Genomic DNA, 18,251 nt, shown 5'->3' with positions numbered 1-18,251 from the left:
AGGTGTGAGTACGCCTGTCAGCCCTACTGAATCCACCGTCCGGTCCGCACTGAGCAAGGTGATGGACCCGGAGATCGGACGTCCGATCACCGATCTCGGCATGGTCAAGTCCGTCGCCGTCGGCGATGACGGCAGCGTTGACGTCGGGATCTTCCTGACCACGGCCGGCTGCCCGATGAAGACCAAGATCTCCGAGAGCGTCGAGACTGCGGTCGCCGACGTGCCGGGTGTCGGGACCGTCCGCGTGGAACTCGACGTGATGGACGACGAGCAGCGCACCGAGCTTCGCAAGAAGCTGCGGGGCGACCGCGCCGAGCCGGAGATCCCGTTCGCCAAGCCGGGCAACCTGACCCGCGTGTACGCGATCGCGTCCGGCAAGGGCGGCGTCGGAAAGTCCAGCGTCACCGTCAATCTCGCCACCGCGCTCGCCGACCGCGGCCTCTCGGTCGGTGTTCTCGACGCGGACATCTACGGCCACAGCGTCCCCCGCATGCTCGGCAGCGATGCCAAACCGACGCAGGTCGAGTCGATGATCATGCCGCCGCAGAGTCACGGCGTGAAGTTCATCTCCATCGGTCAGTTCACCGATGGCAACACGCCCGTCACCTGGCGCGGACCGATGCTGCACCGCGCACTGCAGCAGTTCCTCGCCGACGTCTTCTGGGGCGACCTGGACGTGCTCCTCCTGGACCTTCCGCCCGGCACCGGCGACGTCGCGATCTCGATCGCGCAGCTGATCCCCGGCGCCGAGATCCTGGTCGTGACCACACCGCAGCAGGCCGCCGCGGAAGTCGCCGAGCGTGCTGGCGCCATCGCGCTGCAGACCCGTCAGCGCATCCTCGGCGTCGTCGAGAACATGTCGTGGATGGAACTGCCCGACGGTTCACGCATCGAGCCGTTCGGCTCGGGCGGCGGCGCCATGGTGGCCGAGCGCCTGACCCGCGCGGTCGGATCCACAGTGGAACTCCTCGGCCAGGTGCCGCTGGAGCAGGGACTGCGCGAAGGCGGCGACGCCGGTGTTCCCGTCGTGCTGTCGGATCCCGAATCGGCCTCCGGGTCGGCCCTGCGCGCCATCGCGGAGAAACTCGCCGTGCGCCGCCGCGGGCTGGCGGGCATGAGCCTCGGCCTCGACACCACCCGCCACCAGTAGTCAGCACGGAGACCGACGCCGCCCACGTGAACGTGGGCGGCGTCGGTCTTTCTCTGCTCGGGTGGTCTTCTCAGCTCGGGTTAGGTGGCGTCCCAGTCGGAGACGTCGTGCCTGGGGGACGCCTGCCTGGTGTCGGGGAGCTTCTTCTGCAGATCCGGGGCCCGGTTCGCGGTCTGATTCGGGGTGGGGGTCGGGGAAGGAGTCTGGGCACGCTCGCCGCGGCGCGGCTCGATCCGTCCGACGTCGAGCGTGTCGCGGACTGATTTGCCCAGTTCATCGACGGTCGAGGAATCGCCGTCGAAGAGGTGCTTGGTGACGATGCTCTTGGGCGTCATCTGACGGAGCTCGTTGAGTTGACTGAGCGGCTTGCGGATCTCCTCGAAGTCCGTGCCCAGCTCGTCCTGCAACTGGGAACTGGCGCCAGTCGCGTAGTCGCGGACCTTGCGCAGCGAACCCATCGTCCAGCTGACCGCCCCGGGGAGACGTTCGGGCCCCAAGATGATCAGGGCTGCGGCCAACAGGATGAGGAGCTCACCCCATCCGACACTGCTGAACATCGTTCTTCGCCGCTCTCTTCGCGCTTCGAGTTGACTGCGGTCGGCTAGTCGCTGACCGGGGTGATCTCACCGTCGAAGTACCGACCATCGCGCCAGTAGGTGAAGTCGACCTCTTCACCGATCTTCGACGTCCGGACGCCGACGGTCAACTCGTCCGCGCCCTCGATCGGACGTCCGTTGAACTTGGTGATCACGTCGCCCTCGCGCAGACCGGCCCGAGCGGCGGGGCTCCCCTGTGCGACATCCTTGACCTGAGCGCCGAAGACGCGGTCGTTGCGGACCGTGCTCGCCGTGATTCCGACGGCCGGGTGCTTCACCTTGCCTTCCTTGATCAGCGTGTTGGCGATCGGAATCGCCTCGTTGATCGGGATGGCGAAGCCCAGTCCGATGGATCCGCCTCCGGTCATCGCTCCTGCGGTGTTGACGCCGATCACTTGACCGTCGTCGTTGAGCAACGGTCCGCCGGAGTTGCCCGGGTTGATCGACGCATCAGTCTGAATGGCGTTGATCACCGCATCGGTGTCCGAGTCGGCGTCGGGCCGCAGCGGCACCGGTCGGTCGAGGGCGCTGATGATGCCGCTGGTGACCGTCTTGTCCAGACCCAGCGGCGATCCGAACGCGATGACCTCCTCGCCGATCTGCAGATCGGCGGAATCGCCCAGCTTCGAGACCGTCAGGTCGGCGACGTCGTCGACCTTCAAAACAGCGAGGTCGGTCTTGACGTCACGGCCGACGATGCGCGCCGGAACGCGCTGGCGATCGAAGAAGACCACTTCGAGCTTGGCCTTGGAGTCGTTGGCGGCCTTGGAGATCACATGATTGTTGGTGACGATGTAGCCGGCCTTGTCGACGATGAAGCCCGACCCCGAGCCGCCGTCGACGGCGGTACGCACCTCGATCGTGACCACTGACTTCTGCACGGCTTTCGCCACCCGAGCCACGTTGGTTCGCGGATCGTCGCCGGAGTCGGGGGCCTCACCTTCGAGTCGCACGGTGTCGGCATGCAGCGGGGTCGCCACTTCAGCGGTCCAGCGACCGACGAGACCGCCGAACATGCCGATGAGGAGGGTCAGGACCCCCAGGGTCGCCAGCGCCCACCAGTGGACCCGGCCGCCGAAGATCAGCTCCCGGATACCGATCTTGGGCCCGACGGACGCCGGTCCGCGGTCGTCGGCAATCGCCACGGCAGGCGCGGACAGGCTGGCCGCGCTCGCCGGGTCGCGCCACGGGTCCGGTTCCGGGGCGTCCTCGGTCTCGGGCACCGCATAGGGGTCACGCTGGAGGGTGTCGGTCTCCTCGACCGGACGACTGAACGCCTCGGCGAGGACCGGATCGGGCGGAGCGATCTGCGGCTCCGGGCGGTCGCTGGGCGCATCCTGGTGCGCGAAGGAGCCGTCCACTCCCGCGGGCCTGCCGAAGGTCGCGGCGAGTGCGGCGGAAGGCTGCGGTGTCGACGGATTCTGGGTCGACGGATTCTGGGTCGACGGATTCTGGGTCGCCGAGCCTTGGGCAGGGCGCGCGTCGACCGGCAGCGTCGGATCGGTCGACCGGAGATCGGACGATGTCGAAGAATCGGACACGAGTCAGCGGCCCCAGCGGTTGGAACGTCGAGTGGCCCGCAGATCGATCTCCTGCGTCGGGATCTGACTGAGTTGGGCACGGAGCGAATCGGGCATGCTGACCTCGTTCTGGCAGGTCTGCAGCATGCTGCGGGCGCGCGCCTGCGCAGCGACCTCACGCGAGCAACTCGGACACAACACGAGATGCGCGTCGGCGCGCGAGGCAGCTTGCCGGGAGAGCTCATTGTCGACGTAAGCGACGACGGCCTCCGGATTCAGATGCTCGGTCGAAGCGAAACCCACAGGTCGACCGTAGCTGTGGCCGGGTTCGAGCGGCGACGAAACGGCGAATAGTCGGCTTCCGCGAAAGCGTCGAGTCTGTCCCGAGTTCACCGGCGCCACCCCTTTCATCGCACGCATGTCGTCCTCACTCCATTCGACTGCCCAGGGTAGCGGAAGTCCGGAGCCGGGGTCGGCGGGGTCACTCGGCCGCTGCGACCGAGCGGCTGTTGGTGTAGCCGCGGACGGCCAGAAACTCGCGAATGCCCTGACGACCGCGGTGGATACGACTGCGGACCGTTCCCATCTTGACGCCGAGCGTGGCACCGACCTCCTCGTAGGACAGTCCCTCGATGTCGCACAGGACGACGGCGGCGCGGAACTCCGGCGCCAGCGAGTCGAGCGCCGCCTGCAGATCGGGATCGAGGTTCGCGTCGGCGAACGCCTGCTGCGGATCGGGAGTGTCGGCCGGCGTGCGGTCGTACTCGGTCTCGAGCGCCTCCATGCGGATCTTGCTGCGGCGGCGCACCATGTCGAGAAAGAGGTTGGTGGTGATGCGGTGCAGCCAGCCCTCGAACGTGCCGGGCTTGTAGTTGGTCAACGAGCGGAACACCCGGATGAAGGTCTCCTGGGTGAGGTCTTCAGCGTCGTGCTGATTGCCGGAGAGTCGGTACGCCAGGCGGTAGACGCGATCAGCGTGCTCAGCGACGAGTTCGTCCCACGAGGGCATGAGAGTGCGATCGCCGGTGGCGTCGAAACCCGCAGTTCCTCGAAATGCTTCGGTCGAGCTGTCGTGCTCTGCCTTGCCGTTCATCGGGACGGTCATCGTGCTAGCGCCACTTCCTCTCTTCGCGGCCGGTGCCGCAGGGGTCCTCCCCTGCTGTAACGCCCCCGGCGCGGCAGCTATTTCCTCATGCCACTGCGTCTACCCTGTCCCATCCGAATGTGGACGCCCTTTTAACCTCCTGAGCGTTTCCTGAGGATGCTCCCCGCTCTCACCGGCGTGCCCCCAACCCCAGGTCAACGCCGTGTGGCACCCTCGAAGCATGAGTGACACAGCGGCCGCCGCCGGAACCCTGAGTGAGTACGCCGAAGCCGCGATCGTCGAGGACGAGGCGCTCGTCGAAGCCCGCCTCCGCGCCGAGGAACTGGGGGCGTCGGCGATCTCCCCGGCGACGGGCGCACTTCTGTCGTTGCTGGCACGCGTGGCCGGCTCCAAGCACGTCGTCGAGATCGGCACCGGCGTCGGAGTCAGCGGACTCTGGCTGCTTGCGGGCATGCCCGACAACGGCGTCCTGACCACGATCGATCCCGAGCCCGAGCATCACCGGGCCGCACGCGAGACCTTCGCCGACGCCCACATCGCACCGGGGCGGACCCGTCTGATCAACGGCGCACCCGCCGACGTGCTGACCCGCCTGGCCGACGAGACCTACGACCTGGTGTTCGTCGACGGCGCTCCGCTGAGCTACCCGACCTTCGTCACCGAGGCCATCCGCATTCTGCGTCCCGGAGGCCTGGTGGTGGTCAACAACGCCTCGGCCGACGGGACCATCGCCGATCGGGACGCGAGTGATCCGCGAACGCTCGCCGCGCGCGAGGCGGCGTCGATCATCGCCGAAGACGACCGCCTGCTGCCCGCGGTGATCCCGGTTGGCACCGGGCTTCTGGCCGCCGCGAAGGCCTGAGCGGCCCCGGAGACGCCTTCCGCCGTTGATCTGCCTAAACGTCCGTCGAGAAGCGAATCCCGTTGTCCGGCAGTTCGACGCCCGGCCACACGCGGGCGCCGCGCAGCAGTTCGCAGCGCGCCCCCACCTTGGCGCCGTCGCCGACCACTGTGTCGCGGACCAGCGCGTGCGAGCCGATGACGGCGTCGAAGCCGATGATGCTGCGCTCGACCACCGCGCCGGCCTCCACGCCTGCGCCGTCGAACACCACTGCGCCGTCGAGACGTGCGCCCGACCCGATCCGGGCCCCGCGACCGACGACGGTTCCGCCGATCAGCACGGCGTCGGCAGCCACCTGGGCGCCCTCGAGCACCAGCGACTCACCGCACGGCTTCGCGACGGCGGGCGACGGCGCTATGCCGCGAACGAGGTCGGCCGAGCCGCGGACGAAATCCTCCGGGGTGCCCATGTCGCGCCAGTAGGCGTCGTCGACGTGGGCGTGAATGTGGCGTCCCTGAGCCAGGAGCGACGGGAACACCTCGCGCTCCACCGAGACCGCGCGGCCTGCGGGGATCTCGCCGATCACCGAACGATTGAAGACGTAGGTGCCCGCGTTGATCTGGTTGGTCGGCGGGTCCTGCGTCTTCTCCAGGAACGCCGTGACACGACCGTCGGCGTCGGTCGGCACGCAGCCGAAGGCACGCGGATCGCCGACGCGGACCAGATGCAGCGTGACCTCGGCTCCGGACTTCTGGTGGGTGTCGAGCACATCGCGGATGTCGGTGCCGCCGAGCACGTCGCCGTTGAACACCAGCACAGTGTCGGCGGTCAGCGCGTCGTAGACGTTGCGGATGCCACCGCCGGTGCCGAGGGGAACGTCCTCGGTGACGTAGGTGAGGTTGAGGCCGAGGTCGGCGCCGTCACCGTAGTGGTCGGCGAACACCTGCGCCTGGTACGACGTGCCGAGCACCACGTCGGTGATCCCCGCTTCACGGATCCGGGAGAGCAGATGGGTCAGAAACGGGGCGCCTGCCGTCGGCAGCATCGGCTTGGGCGCCGAGAGGGTCAGCGGCCGCAGTCTGGTGCCCTTTCCGCCAACAAGGACCAGTGCCTGAACTGGTGAAGTCACGGGTGAACCTTCCTTACTTCCACGTGCGCGCCCCTCGAGGCACACGCATGCATCGACACTTGTCACTCACGCCTGGCCTGCGCGCTTCTGTTCGCGGACGGCTGCCGCGACGGCGATCTTCGAACGCACCGCCAGACCCGCGCGGAGCGCCAGCCGCAGCGGGGCTCGGAGCGGACCCGGATTCCGGTCTGCATTGAAACGGTAAGCGCTCGCATGGTGTGCGGGGATCATCTTCTCGGGATGCTTGCTCACCGAATGACTCTTGGCGTGCATGACGGTGGCGCTCGGCACGAAGACGTTCAGCCATCCGGACCTGCCGAGACGGTCACCGAGGTCGACGTCCTCCATGAACATGAAGTAGCGGGAGTCGAAGCCGCCGATGTTGTCGAAGGCCGCGCGACGCAGCAGCAGGCACGAGCCGGAGAGCCAGCCGACGGGACATTCCGTGCGGTCGGCGTCGTCGTTGCGGTACGCCGCCGTCCACGGATTGGACTTCCACACCGCGCCGAGGACCGCGTGACCGGTGCCGGACACCAGGTCGGGGACGCTCCGTGCCGACGGGTACACGCTGCCGTCCGGTTCGGTGATCAGCGGTCCGAGGCTCGCCGCGCGCGGCCACCGCTTCGCCGCCTCGAGGAGCTCGTCGATGGCCCCGGGCGACCACTCGACGTCCGGATTCGCGACGACGATGAACTCGACAGCGGGGTCGATCTCGGCGACGCCGCGATTCACCGCACCCCCGTAGCCGATGTTGCCTCCGGTCTCGACCAACGTCACGTTGTCGTAGTCGGTCGCGGCCTTCTCCGGCGCACCGTCGGTGGACCCGTTGTCGGCGATGACGACCTGCGGGGTCTGGCTCGACGCCTCCGTCAACGTGCGGAGGAAGTTGTGGAGGTAGTCGCCCGATGAATAGGTCACGGTCACGACGGCGAAGCTGGCAGTCACCGGCTCAGACTAACGGAGCGGGTGGTCGTCGCCGGACCGCGCGGTCATCGCAGCGTGCAACGCGTCACGCCAGCTCCGCAGCGGCGTCAAGCCCGCCGCTGCCCAACTCTCCGACGACAGCACCGAGTAGCCGGGCCGCGGCGCCGGGCGCGGGAATTGGTCCGTGGTGCACGGCTGCACCCGTTCCGGATCCGATCCCAGCTCCGCGAAAACCGCCCTGGCCAGCCCGTTCCACGTGGTGGACCCGGCATTGCACGCATGCAGCAGAGCGCCGTCACGCAGTGACGGCCCATCGACCGCGTCGGCCAGCTCCCACAGGCCCAGCGCAAGATCGCGGGCGTAGGTGGGCGAGCCGACCTGATCGTCCACCACCTGCAAGGTCTCCCGCTCGGCCTCGAGCCGCGCCATGGTGGCGACGAAATCGGCACTGCCGCGCCGACCGGTGAAGACCCATGACGTCCGCACGACGATCACCGACGGATCCGCATCACGAACCGACAGTTCGCCCGCCAGTTTGCTCGCGCCGTAGACGGTGGCCGGGGAACCCGTCGGATCGGTCGGCTCGTAGGGTCGCGGTTCTCCGGCCACGTCCCGAACCGGTTGGGCGAACACGTAGTCGGTCGACACGTGGATCAGTCGAGCACCGCGCTCATTCGCGACCACGGCCAGACTGCGCGGCCCGTCGGCGTTGACTGCGAACGCCGTCCGGGCATCGGATTCGGCGGCGTCGACCGCGGTGTAGGCCGCCGCGTTGACGATGACGTCGCCGCGCCGTACCTCGGCGAGCGCGCTCCACACCGATGATTCGTCGGTGAGGTCGATGTCGGCGGAGGTCAGCGCCGTCACAGGACGACCGTCTGCGGTCTCGATCAGGTGGTTCCCGAGTTGCCCCGCCGCGCCGATCACGTAGAACCTGCGATCACTCATGCCCACCATCCTGTCCCATCGCCTGCGCGGAGGCGCCCGCACCTCCCAGTCGCGACGATCAGTGCCGGAGATCACCGAAGCCCACACCGGCTGCGCCTCCCGGGCAACCCTCGCCGCGATCAGTATTCTTGCGGAAGATCGACCGCGAAGATCAGACACGAAGGGACAGCGCGACAGGTGGAGTCACGAAGCGAAGGTTCGCCGGAGCCGGAGAAGTCGCAGCAGGAGTCTGCTGACGCCGGTCGTCCCGTCGGCGACACCGGCCGACGCCGGCCCGCGCCGACTCACACCGGTTCGAGCAACCGCGCCAGCCGCTCCTCCGAGGAGATCCACACCGGAGCTCAGCGGCGAAAGCGTCCCGCGGGAAACCGCGACGCCGCTTCCCGGCGCACCGCGTCGAACCGGGCGGCGCCCCGCCCCGGAAGAACCGGTACGCGGCAGTCGGCCACCCCGCCGGGGAGCTTCCGCGACGCCCTCAAGCTCTGGGCCACCAGACCGGTCGCCGGGATCCGGCCCAAGAACATCGGCCGCGGCGTGGTGGCGCTGCTGACGGTGGCGACCCTGGTCGTCACCGGTCTCGGCTGGGTCAAGGTCCGCGACCTCAACAGCGCGGTGACGCTCCTGAGCGACCTCGACCTGGGCGGCGGCGACGACGGCGCCATCGACATCCTGCTCGTCGGCACCGATTCCCGCGTGGACGCCAAAGGCAATCCCCTGTCCGACGAGGAGCTGAAGTGGCTCCGCGTCGGCGGCGACGTGACCACCAGCACCGACACCATCGTCCTCGTCCGCATCCCCACCGACGGCTCCAAGGCCACTGCCATCTCCATCCCGCGCGACGCCTACGTCGAAGTCCCGGAAATGGGCATGAGCAAGATCAACGCGGCGTACGGCGCCACGCGCGAGACCGTGCGCGCCCGCGAAGTGGAGAACGGAACGCCCGAGAAGCAGGCCGAGGCGGACGGCACCCGCGCCGGCCGCAAGGCCCTGATCGACAGCGTCGCCGATCTGACCGGCATCACCGTCGACCACTACGCCGAGGTGGGCCTGCTGGGCTTCGCGCTGCTGACCGATGCCGTCGGCGGCGTGCAGGTCTGCCTGAAGAACGCCGTCAACGAGCCGTACTCGGGAGCCCGATTCCGTGCCGGCCGCCAGACGCTCGACGGCCCCAAGGCCCTCAGCTTTGTGCGCCAGCGTCACGATCTGCCACGCGGTGACCTCGACCGGATCACCCGTCAGCAGGTCTACATGGCGTCGCTGGCACAGAAGATCCTGTCGACGCAGACCCTCACGGATCCGTCCAAGCTCCAGGAACTGCAGAACGCGGTGTCACGCTCGGTGGTGATCGACGACGGCTGGGACGTGATCCAGTTCGCCGAGAGCCTCAAGGACATGACCGGCGGCAACGTGAAGTTCACGACGATTCCCATCGCCGACGACCAGGCGTGGAGCGAGGACGGAACCCAGAGCGTGCTGGGCGTCGATCCGCAGGAGGTGCAGCGATTCGTCGACCGACAGCTCGGCCGCTCCAACAAGTCGGCTCCGACCAATCCGCGCACCGACTACCAGGTCGACGTGGTCAACGCCGGCACCGTGACCGGTCTCGCGGCCAATGTGCTGCGCCTGCTCGAGAAACTCGGCTACGAACCCGGCAAGACCTCCAGCAAGCCGATGAACGAGTTCGACTCGCTGATCTTCGCCGACTCGACCGACAACGAGGGCGCCAAGCAACTGGTCAAGGACCTCAAAGCAGGCAAGATCGAGATCCGCGAGGACTCCTCGCTCCCGGAGGACAAGCTGCGCCTGGTCCTGACCAACACGTACAACGTCGGCTTGGGCGCCATCTCGTCGACCGATGGGGAGGAGAGCAGCGACTCCGACGCCGAACCGTCGAAGACGTCCAGCTCCAAACCCGCAGAACCAGTGATCAAGGCCGACACCGAGGGCCCGGTCTGCGTCAACTGACCGGGCCGGCCGGAATCGCCAGGCCCGCACTCGAATGGGCCCCACCCGAGCCAACAGTGAAGGACTGTCGATGAATCACCCCACGGTGACCGCCGCAATTCTGGCCGCCGCGCCCGACCATGCGCGCCCGATGCTGACCTACTACAACGAGTCGACCGGTGAGCGCACCGAACTCTCGGCCGCGACCCTCGGCAACTGGGCCGCCAAGATCGGCAACTACCTGCGCGACGAACTGGGCCTCGTGGCGGGCGACCGCGTGCGGGTCGATCTCCCCGAGCACTGGCAGACCGCCGCGGTCCTCCTCGGCGCGTGGTGGGCCGGCGTGGCCGTCGATCTCTCCGACGACCTCGCCGACCAGCGCGCCGCCTTCGTCGCCCGCGACCGCATCGACGGCCGTGACGAGGACGAGATCATCGTGGTGCCCCTGGATCCGTTCGCGATGGGTGTCCGCGACCTGCCCGTCGGCATCAGCGACTTCGGCGAGTCGATCCGCGCTCACGGCGACCACTTCTCCCCCTCCGGCGCGGGCACCGACGCCGTGGACACGGTGACCGTGTCGCAGGTGCTCGCCGCCGCGGCAGCGATCACCACCGCGGGCATCGCTCCCGGAGACCGCGTGCTCTCCGTCCGGGGATGGCACACGGCCGACGAGATCGTCGCCAACTTCGCCGCTCCGCTCGTCGCCGGCGCCTCGCTGGTCTACGTCGACGGCGGAGCCGACGACGTCCGACTGGCGAAGATCGCTGAGACCGAGAAGGCGACCGTCACCTGGCACTGATCCGGGATACCGCACCAAACAACGCCGTCCCCGCCACCGATCAAGGGTGGCGGGGACGGCGTCGTCTGGTGCTGATGAAGTGCGACCGAGGTCAGCGCAGCAGTGCGCGGCTCATCACCACGCGCTGGATCTGGTTGGTGCCCTCGTAGATCTGCGTGATCTTGGCGTCGCGCATCATGCGCTCCACCGGGAAGTCGGTGGTGTAGCCGGCACCGCCGAACAGCTGAACGGCGTCGGTGGTCACCTCCATCGCGACGTCCGAGGCCAGGCACTTGGAGGCCGAGCTGATGAAGCCCAGGTTGCCTTCGCCGCGCTCGGCGCGGGCAGCGGCGGTGTAGACCATGAGGCGAGCGGCTTCGACCTTCATCGCCATGTCCGCGATCATGAACTCGACGCCCTGGAACGTGCTGATGCTCTTGCCGAACTGCTTGCGGTCCTTGACGTAGGCGATCGCGGCGTCGAGCGCACCCTGTGCGACGCCGACGGCCTGCGCGCCGATGGTCGGACGGGTGTGATCGAGGGTGGCGAGAGCGGTCTTGAAGCCGGTGCCCTCCTCACCGATGATGCGATCGGCGGGGATCGTGCAGTTCTCGAAGTACAGCTCGGCGGTCGGGCTGCCCTTGATGCCGAGCTTGTGCTCCAGCGGACCGACGGTGAAGCCCGGGTCGTCCTTGTGCACCATAAACGCGGAGATGCCGTTGGCGCGCTTCTCCGGGTCGGTGACGGCCATGACGGTGTACCAGGTCGACTTGCCGCCGTTGGTGATCCAGCACTTGGAGCCGTTGAGGACCCAGCTGTCGCCGTCCTTGCGGGCGCGGGTCTTCATGGCCGCGGCATCCGAGCCGGCCTCGCGCTCGGAGAGCGCGTACGACGCCATGGCCTCACCGGAGGCGATCGACGGCAGGACCTGCGCCTTGAGCTCGTCCGAGCCCGAGAGGATCAGGCCCATGGTGCCCAGCTTGTTGACGGCGGGGATCAGCGAGGCCGAGACGTCGACGCGGGCGACCTCTTCGATCACGATGCAGGCGGCGACCGAGTCGGCGCCCTGACCGTCGAACTGCTCGGGGACGTGCACGGCGTTGAAGCCGTTGGCGATGAGGGCGGTGCGAGCCTCCTCGGGGAAGCGGGCGTTCTCGTCCACGTCCTTCGCGTGCGGCGCGATCTCCTTCTCAGCGAGCGCACGGATGGCCTCGCGCAGTGCCTGGTGCTCCTCCGGAAGCTGGAAGAGGTCGAAATCGGGGTTTCCGAACTTGCCCATCATCTCTCCTTAGCTGACACGCAGCTCTCGTGACGCCCAGCTTGTCACTGAGTGCCGTCGTTTTCTTCTATTACAGTTCACCACGGCACTCAGTGCCGCGTCAATCCCTTTCTGACCGCGTCCGCGATCTCGTCTGGCGTGGCACCCGGCGGAAAAGTCACCACGGCCACCTGGGACGTCGACTGCTCCCCGTCGACGAATTCGTCGACGACGCCGCGCAGCGCGCGCAGTTCCCGGCGCAGCGATTCGGCGGTCGCACCGTCGTCACCGCGCACCATGGACCGGAGCAGGTAGTTGTGGGCACCGGTGACCGCCCCGGCGAACGCGATGATCCGCACCCGGGGCACGTCGGGCCGAGCAGTCCGGAGGAAGTCTTCGAAGACGCGTTGATAGCGATAGGTCGTCACCAGTTCCCGATCGCGCAGGGCAGGCACCTGCGACACCACGCGGTAGCGACGCATCGCCAGGTCGCGGATCGTCGCATAGTGCGCGAACACCAACTCGGCGGCTTCGCAGACCGCCCACCACGGGTCGCCGTCGCGCCGAGAGTCGTCGGCGAGATGATCGGCCACCAACTCCAGCAGCGTCTCGTGATCGGCGAAGATCAGATCTTCCTTCGACCGGAACTGCCGGAACAGCGTCCGACGGGAAACTCCTGCGGCAGCGGCGATCTCATCCACCGGCGTGGACTCGTAGCCCTTCTCGGAGAACAGCCGAATCGATTCGGCGACCACATGCATGCGGAACTCAGCGGGCTCGGTGTGCACCAGATCCGTCGTCACCATGGGCCCAGTATCGCGCAGTCGACCGCCCGCCGCAGACGCACCGGGCAGGTCGGCCTCACGCGGCGGGCTCGAATGCGGCAAGCTGGATGGTATGAAGGTTCCCCGCATCGTCGCGCGCGCCAACAAGTACGTCACCAACCCGATCCAGGGCCTCTGGGCCGGCCGCATCGCCCCCTGGGGCGTGGTTCATCACGTCGGCCGCAAGAGCAACCGCCGGTACGAGACCCCGGTCCTCGCGTTCGTCGACGACGGCCGCCTCAGCATCGCGCTGAACTACGGCGCCGACGCCGACTGGGTCCAGAACGTGCTGGCCGCGGGCGAGTTCAGTCTGGAACGCGGCGGGCAGACCCTCGAGATCGCCGGTGTCCGCGTGCTCCCGTCCGATTCGCCCGACGTGGTCAAGTCGGCCCGGATCCCCGCGCTGCTCGCGAAGACGGTGCTCTACGGTCGGGTCGTGGAGCAGCCGTGACGCCTGGCGCAGAGGTCTTGGCGGACTTCTCCCGCGGCGAGTTCACCGACAACGGCGTCACCCACCACTACTACCGGCGTGGCACCGGCCCGGCGGTGATCGTGATTCCGGAGATTCCCGGTGTCACGCCGAAGGTCGCCGCGTTCGCGCGACGAGTGAGCGATGCCGGATGCACCGTGTTCGTCCCGTCGCTGTTCGGCATCGACGGCGCCGACCCGGTGCCCGACGGCCTCACCGACTTGCCTCGTGTCGGCGCACTGATGGCCCGCTCGCTCGGAAGAGTCTGCGTCAGCAGGGAGTTCACCATCTTCGCCACCGGCAAGAGCTCGCCGGTGGTGCACTGGCTCCGCGCCTTGGCTCGCCACGCCCACGCCGAGTGCGGCGGGCCGGGCGTCGGAGCCATCGGCATGTGCGTGACCGGGGGCTTCGCCCTCGCGATGGCCGTGGACCCGGTCCTGCTGGCACCGGTTCTCTCCCAGCCGTCACTGCCGTTCGGCATCAGCCCCGGCCGCCGCCGGAACATCGACATCGCGCCCGACGACCTCGCCGCTGTCCAGGCGCGCTGCGCCCGCGGCCTGCAGGTGATGGGCGCCCGCTTCGAGGGCGACATGATGGTGCCGGGCAGCCGCTTCGACTTTCTCCGCGAGCACCTGGGCGAGGCCTTCATCGGTGTCGAGCTGCCCGACGACGCCGCGGCCCCCGACGCACTGCTTCCGCCGCATTCGGTCGTCACCGAGCACCTGATCGACTCCCCGGGCGAGCCCACCCACGACACCTTGGAAGAGATCATCGACTTCTTCCGGCGAAAGCTGGCAGTGTGACCAGTTCCGTCGACCTCAGCCCGCTCGACGACCCGTTCACCGAAGCCCTGCTCGGCAGGCAGTCGCACTTCGCTCGCCGACGCGGACGCATCGTCGCGTTCGACCCCGAGGTCTCGGTGTTCTACGGGCATCCGCGCCGCCTCACGAACGACGACTGGGCCGACCTGGCGGCGCTGGCGGGCCCTGGAAACACCGTCGGTCTGCGCGACTGTCGTACTCCGCTGCCTGCGGGCTGGCAGCACCTCGAGACCTTCGACCTGGTCCAGTACTCGGGCGAGATGGTCGTCGGCCACGAGCCGCGACCGGCCGACAGGCACATTCCAGATCCGGGATTCACCGTCCTCGGCGTCGACGACGTACCCGAGATGACCGCCCTCGTGGAGCTGACGAAACCCGGGCCGTTTCTCCCCCGGACCATCGAGACGGGCGTCTACCTCGGCTACCGCGATTGCGACGGACGCCTGCTCGCCATGGCGGGCCAACGGCTGCACCTGCCGGGCTGGGTGGAGATCAGCGCCGTCTGCACCCACCCGGACGCCCGTGGACGTGGCCTCGCGCGCGCCCTGGTCGCCGAGGTCGCGCGACTCATCGTGGACGGCGGGGACCTCCCGTTCCTCCACACCACCGCCGACAACCCCGCCCGTCAGCTGTACGAAGCGATGGGCTTCGTCCTGCGCAGCACCGTCGACCTGGACATCGTTCGGGTCCCGAGAGGAGAGTGACCATGTTCCGGTTCGAGAACCTCGACGCCCGGATCGCCGGAGCCCCGATGGCAGGCGGCACCTCGACGCCGCAGCTCACCGCGGCGGTCTCGAACGCAGGCGGCCTCGGCTTCTACGGCGGCGCCTATCTCTCCCCCGACCAGTTGCGAGACGTCGTCCGCGAGATCCGTGCGCTCACCGACGCCCCGTTCGGCGTCAACCTCTTCGTCCCCGAGGAGATCCCGTTCGACGCCGCCGCCTTCGCCGCCTACCGGGAGCAGCTCCTCCCGCTGGCCCGCCGTCTCGGCACCGACCTGCCCGAGGCCGTTCCGTACACCGACGACTCGTTCGAGGGCAAGATTCAGGTGCTGATCGATGAACGCGTGCCGGTCGTCTCGTTCACTTTCGGCTGCGCCGACGCGGCGACGATCGCTCGCCTGCACCGAGCAGACGTCTTCGTCGCCGGCACCGTCACCAGCGTCGCGGAGGCGATGATCGCGCATGACGCGGGCGTCGACGGACTCTGTGCGCAGGGCATCGCCGCGGGCGGGCATCGCGCCACCTACCGGATCCTGGACGACGACCCCGCGATCGAGACGCGCCCGTTGACGGCGGCAGTGGTCGAAGCGACCGGTCTGCCGGTGATCGCAGCGGGCGGCGTCCGCTCTCGCGACGACGTCGTCGCACTCCTCGAGGCCGGTGCGGTCGCCGTCCAAGTGGGCACCCTGCTGCTCCGCTGCCCCGAGGCGGGCACCAAGCAGGCACACCGCGACGCACTGGTGGACCCGAGATTCAGCGAGACCGCGACCACGCGGGCCTACTCCGGACGGCTCGCGCGCGGTCTGGTGAACGACTTCATCGAAGCCAACACCGCCTCGGCGCCACCAGTGTACCCGCAGGTCAACACGTTGACGGGCGCGATCCGACGCGCCGGAGCCACCGACCCCGAGGTGATCAACCTCTGGGCGGGAATCGGTTTCCGCGCCGCGCAGGCGATCCCCGCGGCCGACGTCGTCGCCGGGCTCGCCCGGTAGGGTCCGGTCAGGCGCCCACGGTGACGCCGCCCGACGTCTCGGGCTCGGCAGGTTCGTCCACCTCTGCCAGATCGACGGCCTCCTCGGCCGGGCGATACGCACGGCCCAGCGCGGGGTGCGGCACCTCGATCATCTCCGCCGTGGTGCGCACGGGTTTGACCCGATCGATGATCGCCACCAGGATCAACGACACGACGCCCCACGCGACGAAGGTCAGAATGCTGGCGCCGAGGGTGTCACCGCCGAAGTAGAGGATCGACCGAGCGGCCTCCACCCCCGCGCCCATCGGAATCACGTCGTGGATCTGCCGGAAGAACGGCGCCTCCATGTAGACCGACATGGCGCCGCTGGACGCGGGCACACCGACGAACATCAGTACGCCGATCACCGGAATGGTCGCCAGCATGCCCACCAGCCGCTCGAAGACGGTGGCGAACATCGCCACGCAGAAGATCGCGATGGCGCCCGTCGCCCACAGGTCCCAGGAATGCCCGACGTCGATGCTGCCGGTGATCGGACCGGCGATCAGCAGGATCACGCCCGACATGAACGCCGAATAGGCCCCGATGATCGGCAGGAGTTTGGGCAGCGGTCTGCTCGCGGGCGCCGCATTCGCCCCGACGATGATCACCATGAAGCCCGCCATCAGCCAGCCCATCGCGATGTACATCCCGACGACGTCGCGCGCCGCGACCTGCGACCGCGCCTCCTCCGCCGAGTCGACGACACTGATGTCGAATATGCCCGGCATCTGGGCGTTCAACCCGTCGACCACGCCCTGCGCCTGGCCCGGTGCCGCGACGACGGCGACCGGCATCTCCTTCGGCGTCGGCGAGTGCATCGCGCCGAGCATCGCGGTGATCATCATCGCGACCATCGTGAGCGGGAAGAACAGCAATGCGGTGTACCGCCAGAACGGCGTATCCGGTTGCGCTGCGCCCCGCAGCGACGGCATGGACAGTCGGACTGTCGCCGAGCGGGAAGTTCGACGCTTACGCCAATCGACCAGCACGGTCAGGAGCAGTCCGACGCACCCGCCGATGCCGAGGAGCACGAGGTGCTTGCCCGCGCCGTCCCCACCGAAGTACAGCACCGATCGCAGCGCTTCACCGATCGCGGGCAGCGGCAAGAACGAGTGGAACACGTCGTAGAACGGCGGCGCCGTGTAGATCGAGATGCTCAGGTTGGAGCTGGGCATGCCCAGGACCATCAGGAGGAGCATCGCGAGAATCGTCGCCATCGCCCCGATGATGCGGGTGAAGAACAGCTGCACGAGGCCGATCGCGACCACGCCCAGAACGGCGATGCCCATCACCGGGAGCACCTCGTCGCCGGGCACCACGTGCAGGATCGGACCGGCGACCAGCACGAGGACGCCGGCGATCAGCACCGCCCACCCCAGCAGCAGCGGCAGGAAGCGACGGAGGACGAAAAGGTGCGGAGAGTTCGAGAACATGAAGCTCAACGGCAGGTAGCCCGCCATCACGATCGCGGTCGTCAAGAACATCGCACCGAGACCGGCGGGGTCGTTGGGCGGCAGCGGGACCAGGTCCTCGCTCTGCACCGTCAGCCCCTGAACCACGGCGACCAGCGTGACGAGTCCCGTCACGATGCCCGCTTGGGAGGCGCCGGCACCGCTCGCGGTGAACAGGGTCGCACCGTGCTCGTCGAGCACCACCGCGCCCACGGTCTCGCGGTCGATCACCTTGGCTCGCGCCTCGTTCGGGTCCGCGACGATCCGGACGTCCACGGCGTCGGCGTCGGCCGCGGTCAACGCTTCGGCGAACGCCTCCGCGCCCTGGACGGACACGGTGATCGGCATGTCGTGGGGCGTCGGCGAATGCATCGCACCCATGTAGCCCCAGATCATCATGCCGACGATCACCAGCGGCATCGCGAACATGATGACGATGCGGGCGATGGATTCGATCCTCGCCCGCTTCGCCGCTTCCTTGTCTGGCGCTTCCTAATCCATCTGGGGTTGATCGATCTGGGCCTGGGCCTCGTCCTGGGGTGTCTCGTCCCGGGATGTCTCGTCCTGGGGTGTCTCGTCCTGGGGTGACATGTCCCCACTCCTCATCCTCGCTCGGGCCGTCTCGGTACCCGAACCACTTTAAGACACATGGCGTAGAATTGCGATGCCGACATAACGGAGAACACACCGACGAAGGAAGAGGGCGACCGATGGGACGGTACGGGGACCGCGCGCGGGAGACGTTGTTGGACG

18 protein-coding genes are annotated in these 18,251 nt (G+C 68.3%); 8 read left to right on the top strand and 10 right to left on the bottom strand.

The window, feature by feature from the left end; all coding sequences use genetic code 11:
• Positions 1-4 precede the first annotated feature (4 nt).
• On the top strand, positions 5-1,150 hold the full coding sequence (locus GX543_RS05425) for an Mrp/NBP35 family ATP-binding protein (protein ID WP_290850372.1): 1,146 nt from the start codon (positions 5-7) through the stop codon (positions 1,148-1,150).
• An 80-nt stretch (positions 1,151-1,230) separates the two neighbouring features.
• Here GX543_RS05425 and tatB read toward each other — a convergent pair whose 3' ends face one another.
• From tatB to sigE, 4 genes are all read right to left on the bottom strand, one after another.
• Positions 1,231-1,707, bottom strand: a complete 477-nt coding sequence (gene tatB / locus GX543_RS05420) for a Sec-independent protein translocase protein TatB (RefSeq protein ID WP_290850371.1) — start codon at positions 1,705-1,707, stop codon at positions 1,231-1,233.
• Between the two features lie 44 nt (positions 1,708-1,751).
• Entirely contained in the window at positions 1,752-3,287 is a 1,536-nt protein-coding gene (locus tag GX543_RS05415; RefSeq protein WP_290850370.1) for a trypsin-like peptidase domain-containing protein, read from the bottom strand.
• A 3-nt stretch (positions 3,288-3,290) separates the two neighbouring features.
• Complete coding sequence (locus GX543_RS05410; protein ID WP_290850368.1) at positions 3,291-3,569, bottom strand: zf-HC2 domain-containing protein; 279 nt, start codon at positions 3,567-3,569, stop codon at positions 3,291-3,293.
• Between the two features lie 178 nt (positions 3,570-3,747).
• A complete protein-coding gene (gene sigE, locus GX543_RS05405; RefSeq protein ID WP_290850366.1) occupies positions 3,748-4,371 on the bottom strand; it encodes an RNA polymerase sigma factor SigE in 624 nt (207 codons plus the stop codon).
• Positions 4,372-4,591: 220 nt separating this feature from the next.
• Between sigE and GX543_RS05400 the strand changes: the two genes are divergently transcribed.
• The gene (locus GX543_RS05400) at positions 4,592-5,233 is read left to right on the top strand and encodes an O-methyltransferase (RefSeq protein ID WP_290850365.1); all 642 of its coding nucleotides are present in this window, start codon (positions 4,592-4,594) and stop codon (positions 5,231-5,233) included.
• 34 nt (positions 5,234-5,267) lie between these two features.
• Here GX543_RS05400 and GX543_RS05395 read toward each other — a convergent pair whose 3' ends face one another.
• From GX543_RS05395 to rfbD, 3 genes are all read right to left on the bottom strand, one after another.
• Positions 5,268-6,341 carry an NDP-sugar synthase gene (locus tag GX543_RS05395; protein ID WP_290850363.1) on the bottom strand — a complete coding sequence of 358 codons (1,074 nt, stop codon included), beginning with the start codon at positions 6,339-6,341 and terminating at the stop codon, positions 5,268-5,270.
• A gap of 66 nt (positions 6,342-6,407) precedes the next feature.
• Entirely contained in the window at positions 6,408-7,286 is an 879-nt protein-coding gene (locus tag GX543_RS05390; RefSeq protein ID WP_290850361.1) for a glycosyltransferase family 2 protein, read from the bottom strand.
• A gap of 9 nt (positions 7,287-7,295) precedes the next feature.
• Complete coding sequence (rfbD, locus tag GX543_RS05385) at positions 7,296-8,213, bottom strand: dTDP-4-dehydrorhamnose reductase (RefSeq protein WP_290850360.1); 918 nt, start codon at positions 8,211-8,213, stop codon at positions 7,296-7,298.
• A 177-nt stretch (positions 8,214-8,390) separates the two neighbouring features.
• Between rfbD and GX543_RS05380 the strand changes: the two genes are divergently transcribed.
• The gene (locus GX543_RS05380) at positions 8,391-10,178 is read left to right on the top strand and encodes an LCP family protein (protein ID WP_290850359.1); all 1,788 of its coding nucleotides are present in this window, start codon (positions 8,391-8,393) and stop codon (positions 10,176-10,178) included.
• A gap of 70 nt (positions 10,179-10,248) precedes the next feature.
• On the top strand, positions 10,249-10,956 hold the full coding sequence (locus tag GX543_RS05375; RefSeq protein WP_290850357.1) for a TIGR03089 family protein: 708 nt from the start codon (positions 10,249-10,251) through the stop codon (positions 10,954-10,956).
• 91 nt (positions 10,957-11,047) lie between these two features.
• Here GX543_RS05375 and GX543_RS05370 read toward each other — a convergent pair whose 3' ends face one another.
• Entirely contained in the window at positions 11,048-12,214 is a 1,167-nt protein-coding gene (locus GX543_RS05370; RefSeq protein WP_290850355.1) for an acyl-CoA dehydrogenase, read from the bottom strand.
• Positions 12,215-12,303: 89 nt separating this feature from the next.
• Positions 12,304-12,999, bottom strand: coding sequence for a TetR/AcrR family transcriptional regulator (locus GX543_RS05365; RefSeq protein ID WP_290850353.1), 696 nt, complete (start codon positions 12,997-12,999; stop codon positions 12,304-12,306).
• Between the two features lie 91 nt (positions 13,000-13,090).
• Here GX543_RS05365 and GX543_RS05360 point away from each other — a divergent pair, with 91 nt between their 5' ends.
• Genes GX543_RS05360 through GX543_RS05345 form a run of 4 tightly spaced genes read left to right on the top strand, consistent with a single transcriptional unit; the run spans position 13,091 to position 16,024 of the window.
• On the top strand, positions 13,091-13,468 hold the full coding sequence (locus GX543_RS05360; protein ID WP_290850351.1) for a nitroreductase family deazaflavin-dependent oxidoreductase: 378 nt from the start codon (positions 13,091-13,093) through the stop codon (positions 13,466-13,468).
• Complete coding sequence (locus GX543_RS05355; RefSeq protein WP_290850349.1) at positions 13,465-14,289, top strand: dienelactone hydrolase family protein; 825 nt, start codon at positions 13,465-13,467, stop codon at positions 14,287-14,289. Before GX543_RS05360 ends, GX543_RS05355 begins: the two co-directional genes overlap by 4 nt.
• Positions 14,286-15,011, top strand: a complete 726-nt coding sequence (locus GX543_RS05350) for a GNAT family N-acetyltransferase (RefSeq protein ID WP_290850348.1) — start codon at positions 14,286-14,288, stop codon at positions 15,009-15,011. The genes GX543_RS05355 and GX543_RS05350 overlap by 4 nt, the downstream gene beginning before the upstream one ends.
• 2 nt (positions 15,012-15,013) lie before the next feature.
• Positions 15,014-16,024 carry a nitronate monooxygenase gene (locus tag GX543_RS05345; protein ID WP_290850347.1) on the top strand — a complete coding sequence of 337 codons (1,011 nt, stop codon included), beginning with the start codon at positions 15,014-15,016 and terminating at the stop codon, positions 16,022-16,024.
• Positions 16,025-16,031: 7 nt separating this feature from the next.
• On the opposite strand, the gene GX543_RS05340 is transcribed toward GX543_RS05345, so the two are convergent.
• Entirely contained in the window at positions 16,032-17,927 is a 1,896-nt protein-coding gene (locus GX543_RS05340) for an ABC transporter permease (protein ID WP_290850346.1), read from the bottom strand.
• Between the last annotated feature and the right edge of the window lie 324 nt (positions 17,928-18,251).

Origin of the sequence: Gordonia sp. (in: high G+C Gram-positive bacteria) (assembly GCF_012515855.1) — a bacterium.
Classification (GTDB): Bacteria; Actinomycetota; Actinomycetes; order Mycobacteriales; family Mycobacteriaceae; genus Gordonia.
Note: the sequence above shows the minus strand (reverse complement) of the source record. Positions and strands in the feature narration are given on the sequence as shown.

Excerpts from the sequence above, each read along its gene's own strand:
- tatB (WP_290850371.1), bottom strand. The coding sequence starts at position 1,707 with ATGTTCAGCAGTGTCGGATGGGGTGAGCTCCTCATCCTGTTGGCCGCA.
- sigE (WP_290850366.1), bottom strand. The coding sequence starts at position 4,371 with ATGACCGTCCCGATGAACGGCAAGGCAGAGCACGACAGCTCGACCGAA.
- GX543_RS05400 (WP_290850365.1), top strand. The coding sequence starts at position 4,592 with ATGAGTGACACAGCGGCCGCCGCCGGAACCCTGAGTGAGTACGCCGAA.
- rfbD (WP_290850360.1), bottom strand. The coding sequence starts at position 8,213 with ATGAGTGATCGCAGGTTCTACGTGATCGGCGCGGCGGGGCAACTCGGG.
- GX543_RS05375 (WP_290850357.1), top strand. The coding sequence starts at position 10,249 with ATGAATCACCCCACGGTGACCGCCGCAATTCTGGCCGCCGCGCCCGAC.
- GX543_RS05370 (WP_290850355.1), bottom strand. The coding sequence starts at position 12,214 with ATGGGCAAGTTCGGAAACCCCGATTTCGACCTCTTCCAGCTTCCGGAG.
- GX543_RS05365 (WP_290850353.1), bottom strand. The coding sequence starts at position 12,999 with ATGGTGACGACGGATCTGGTGCACACCGAGCCCGCTGAGTTCCGCATG.
- GX543_RS05360 (WP_290850351.1), top strand. The coding sequence starts at position 13,091 with ATGAAGGTTCCCCGCATCGTCGCGCGCGCCAACAAGTACGTCACCAAC.
- GX543_RS05345 (WP_290850347.1), top strand. The coding sequence starts at position 15,014 with ATGTTCCGGTTCGAGAACCTCGACGCCCGGATCGCCGGAGCCCCGATG.
- GX543_RS05340 (WP_290850346.1), bottom strand. The coding sequence starts at position 17,927 with ATGTTCGCGATGCCGCTGGTGATCGTCGGCATGATGATCTGGGGCTAC.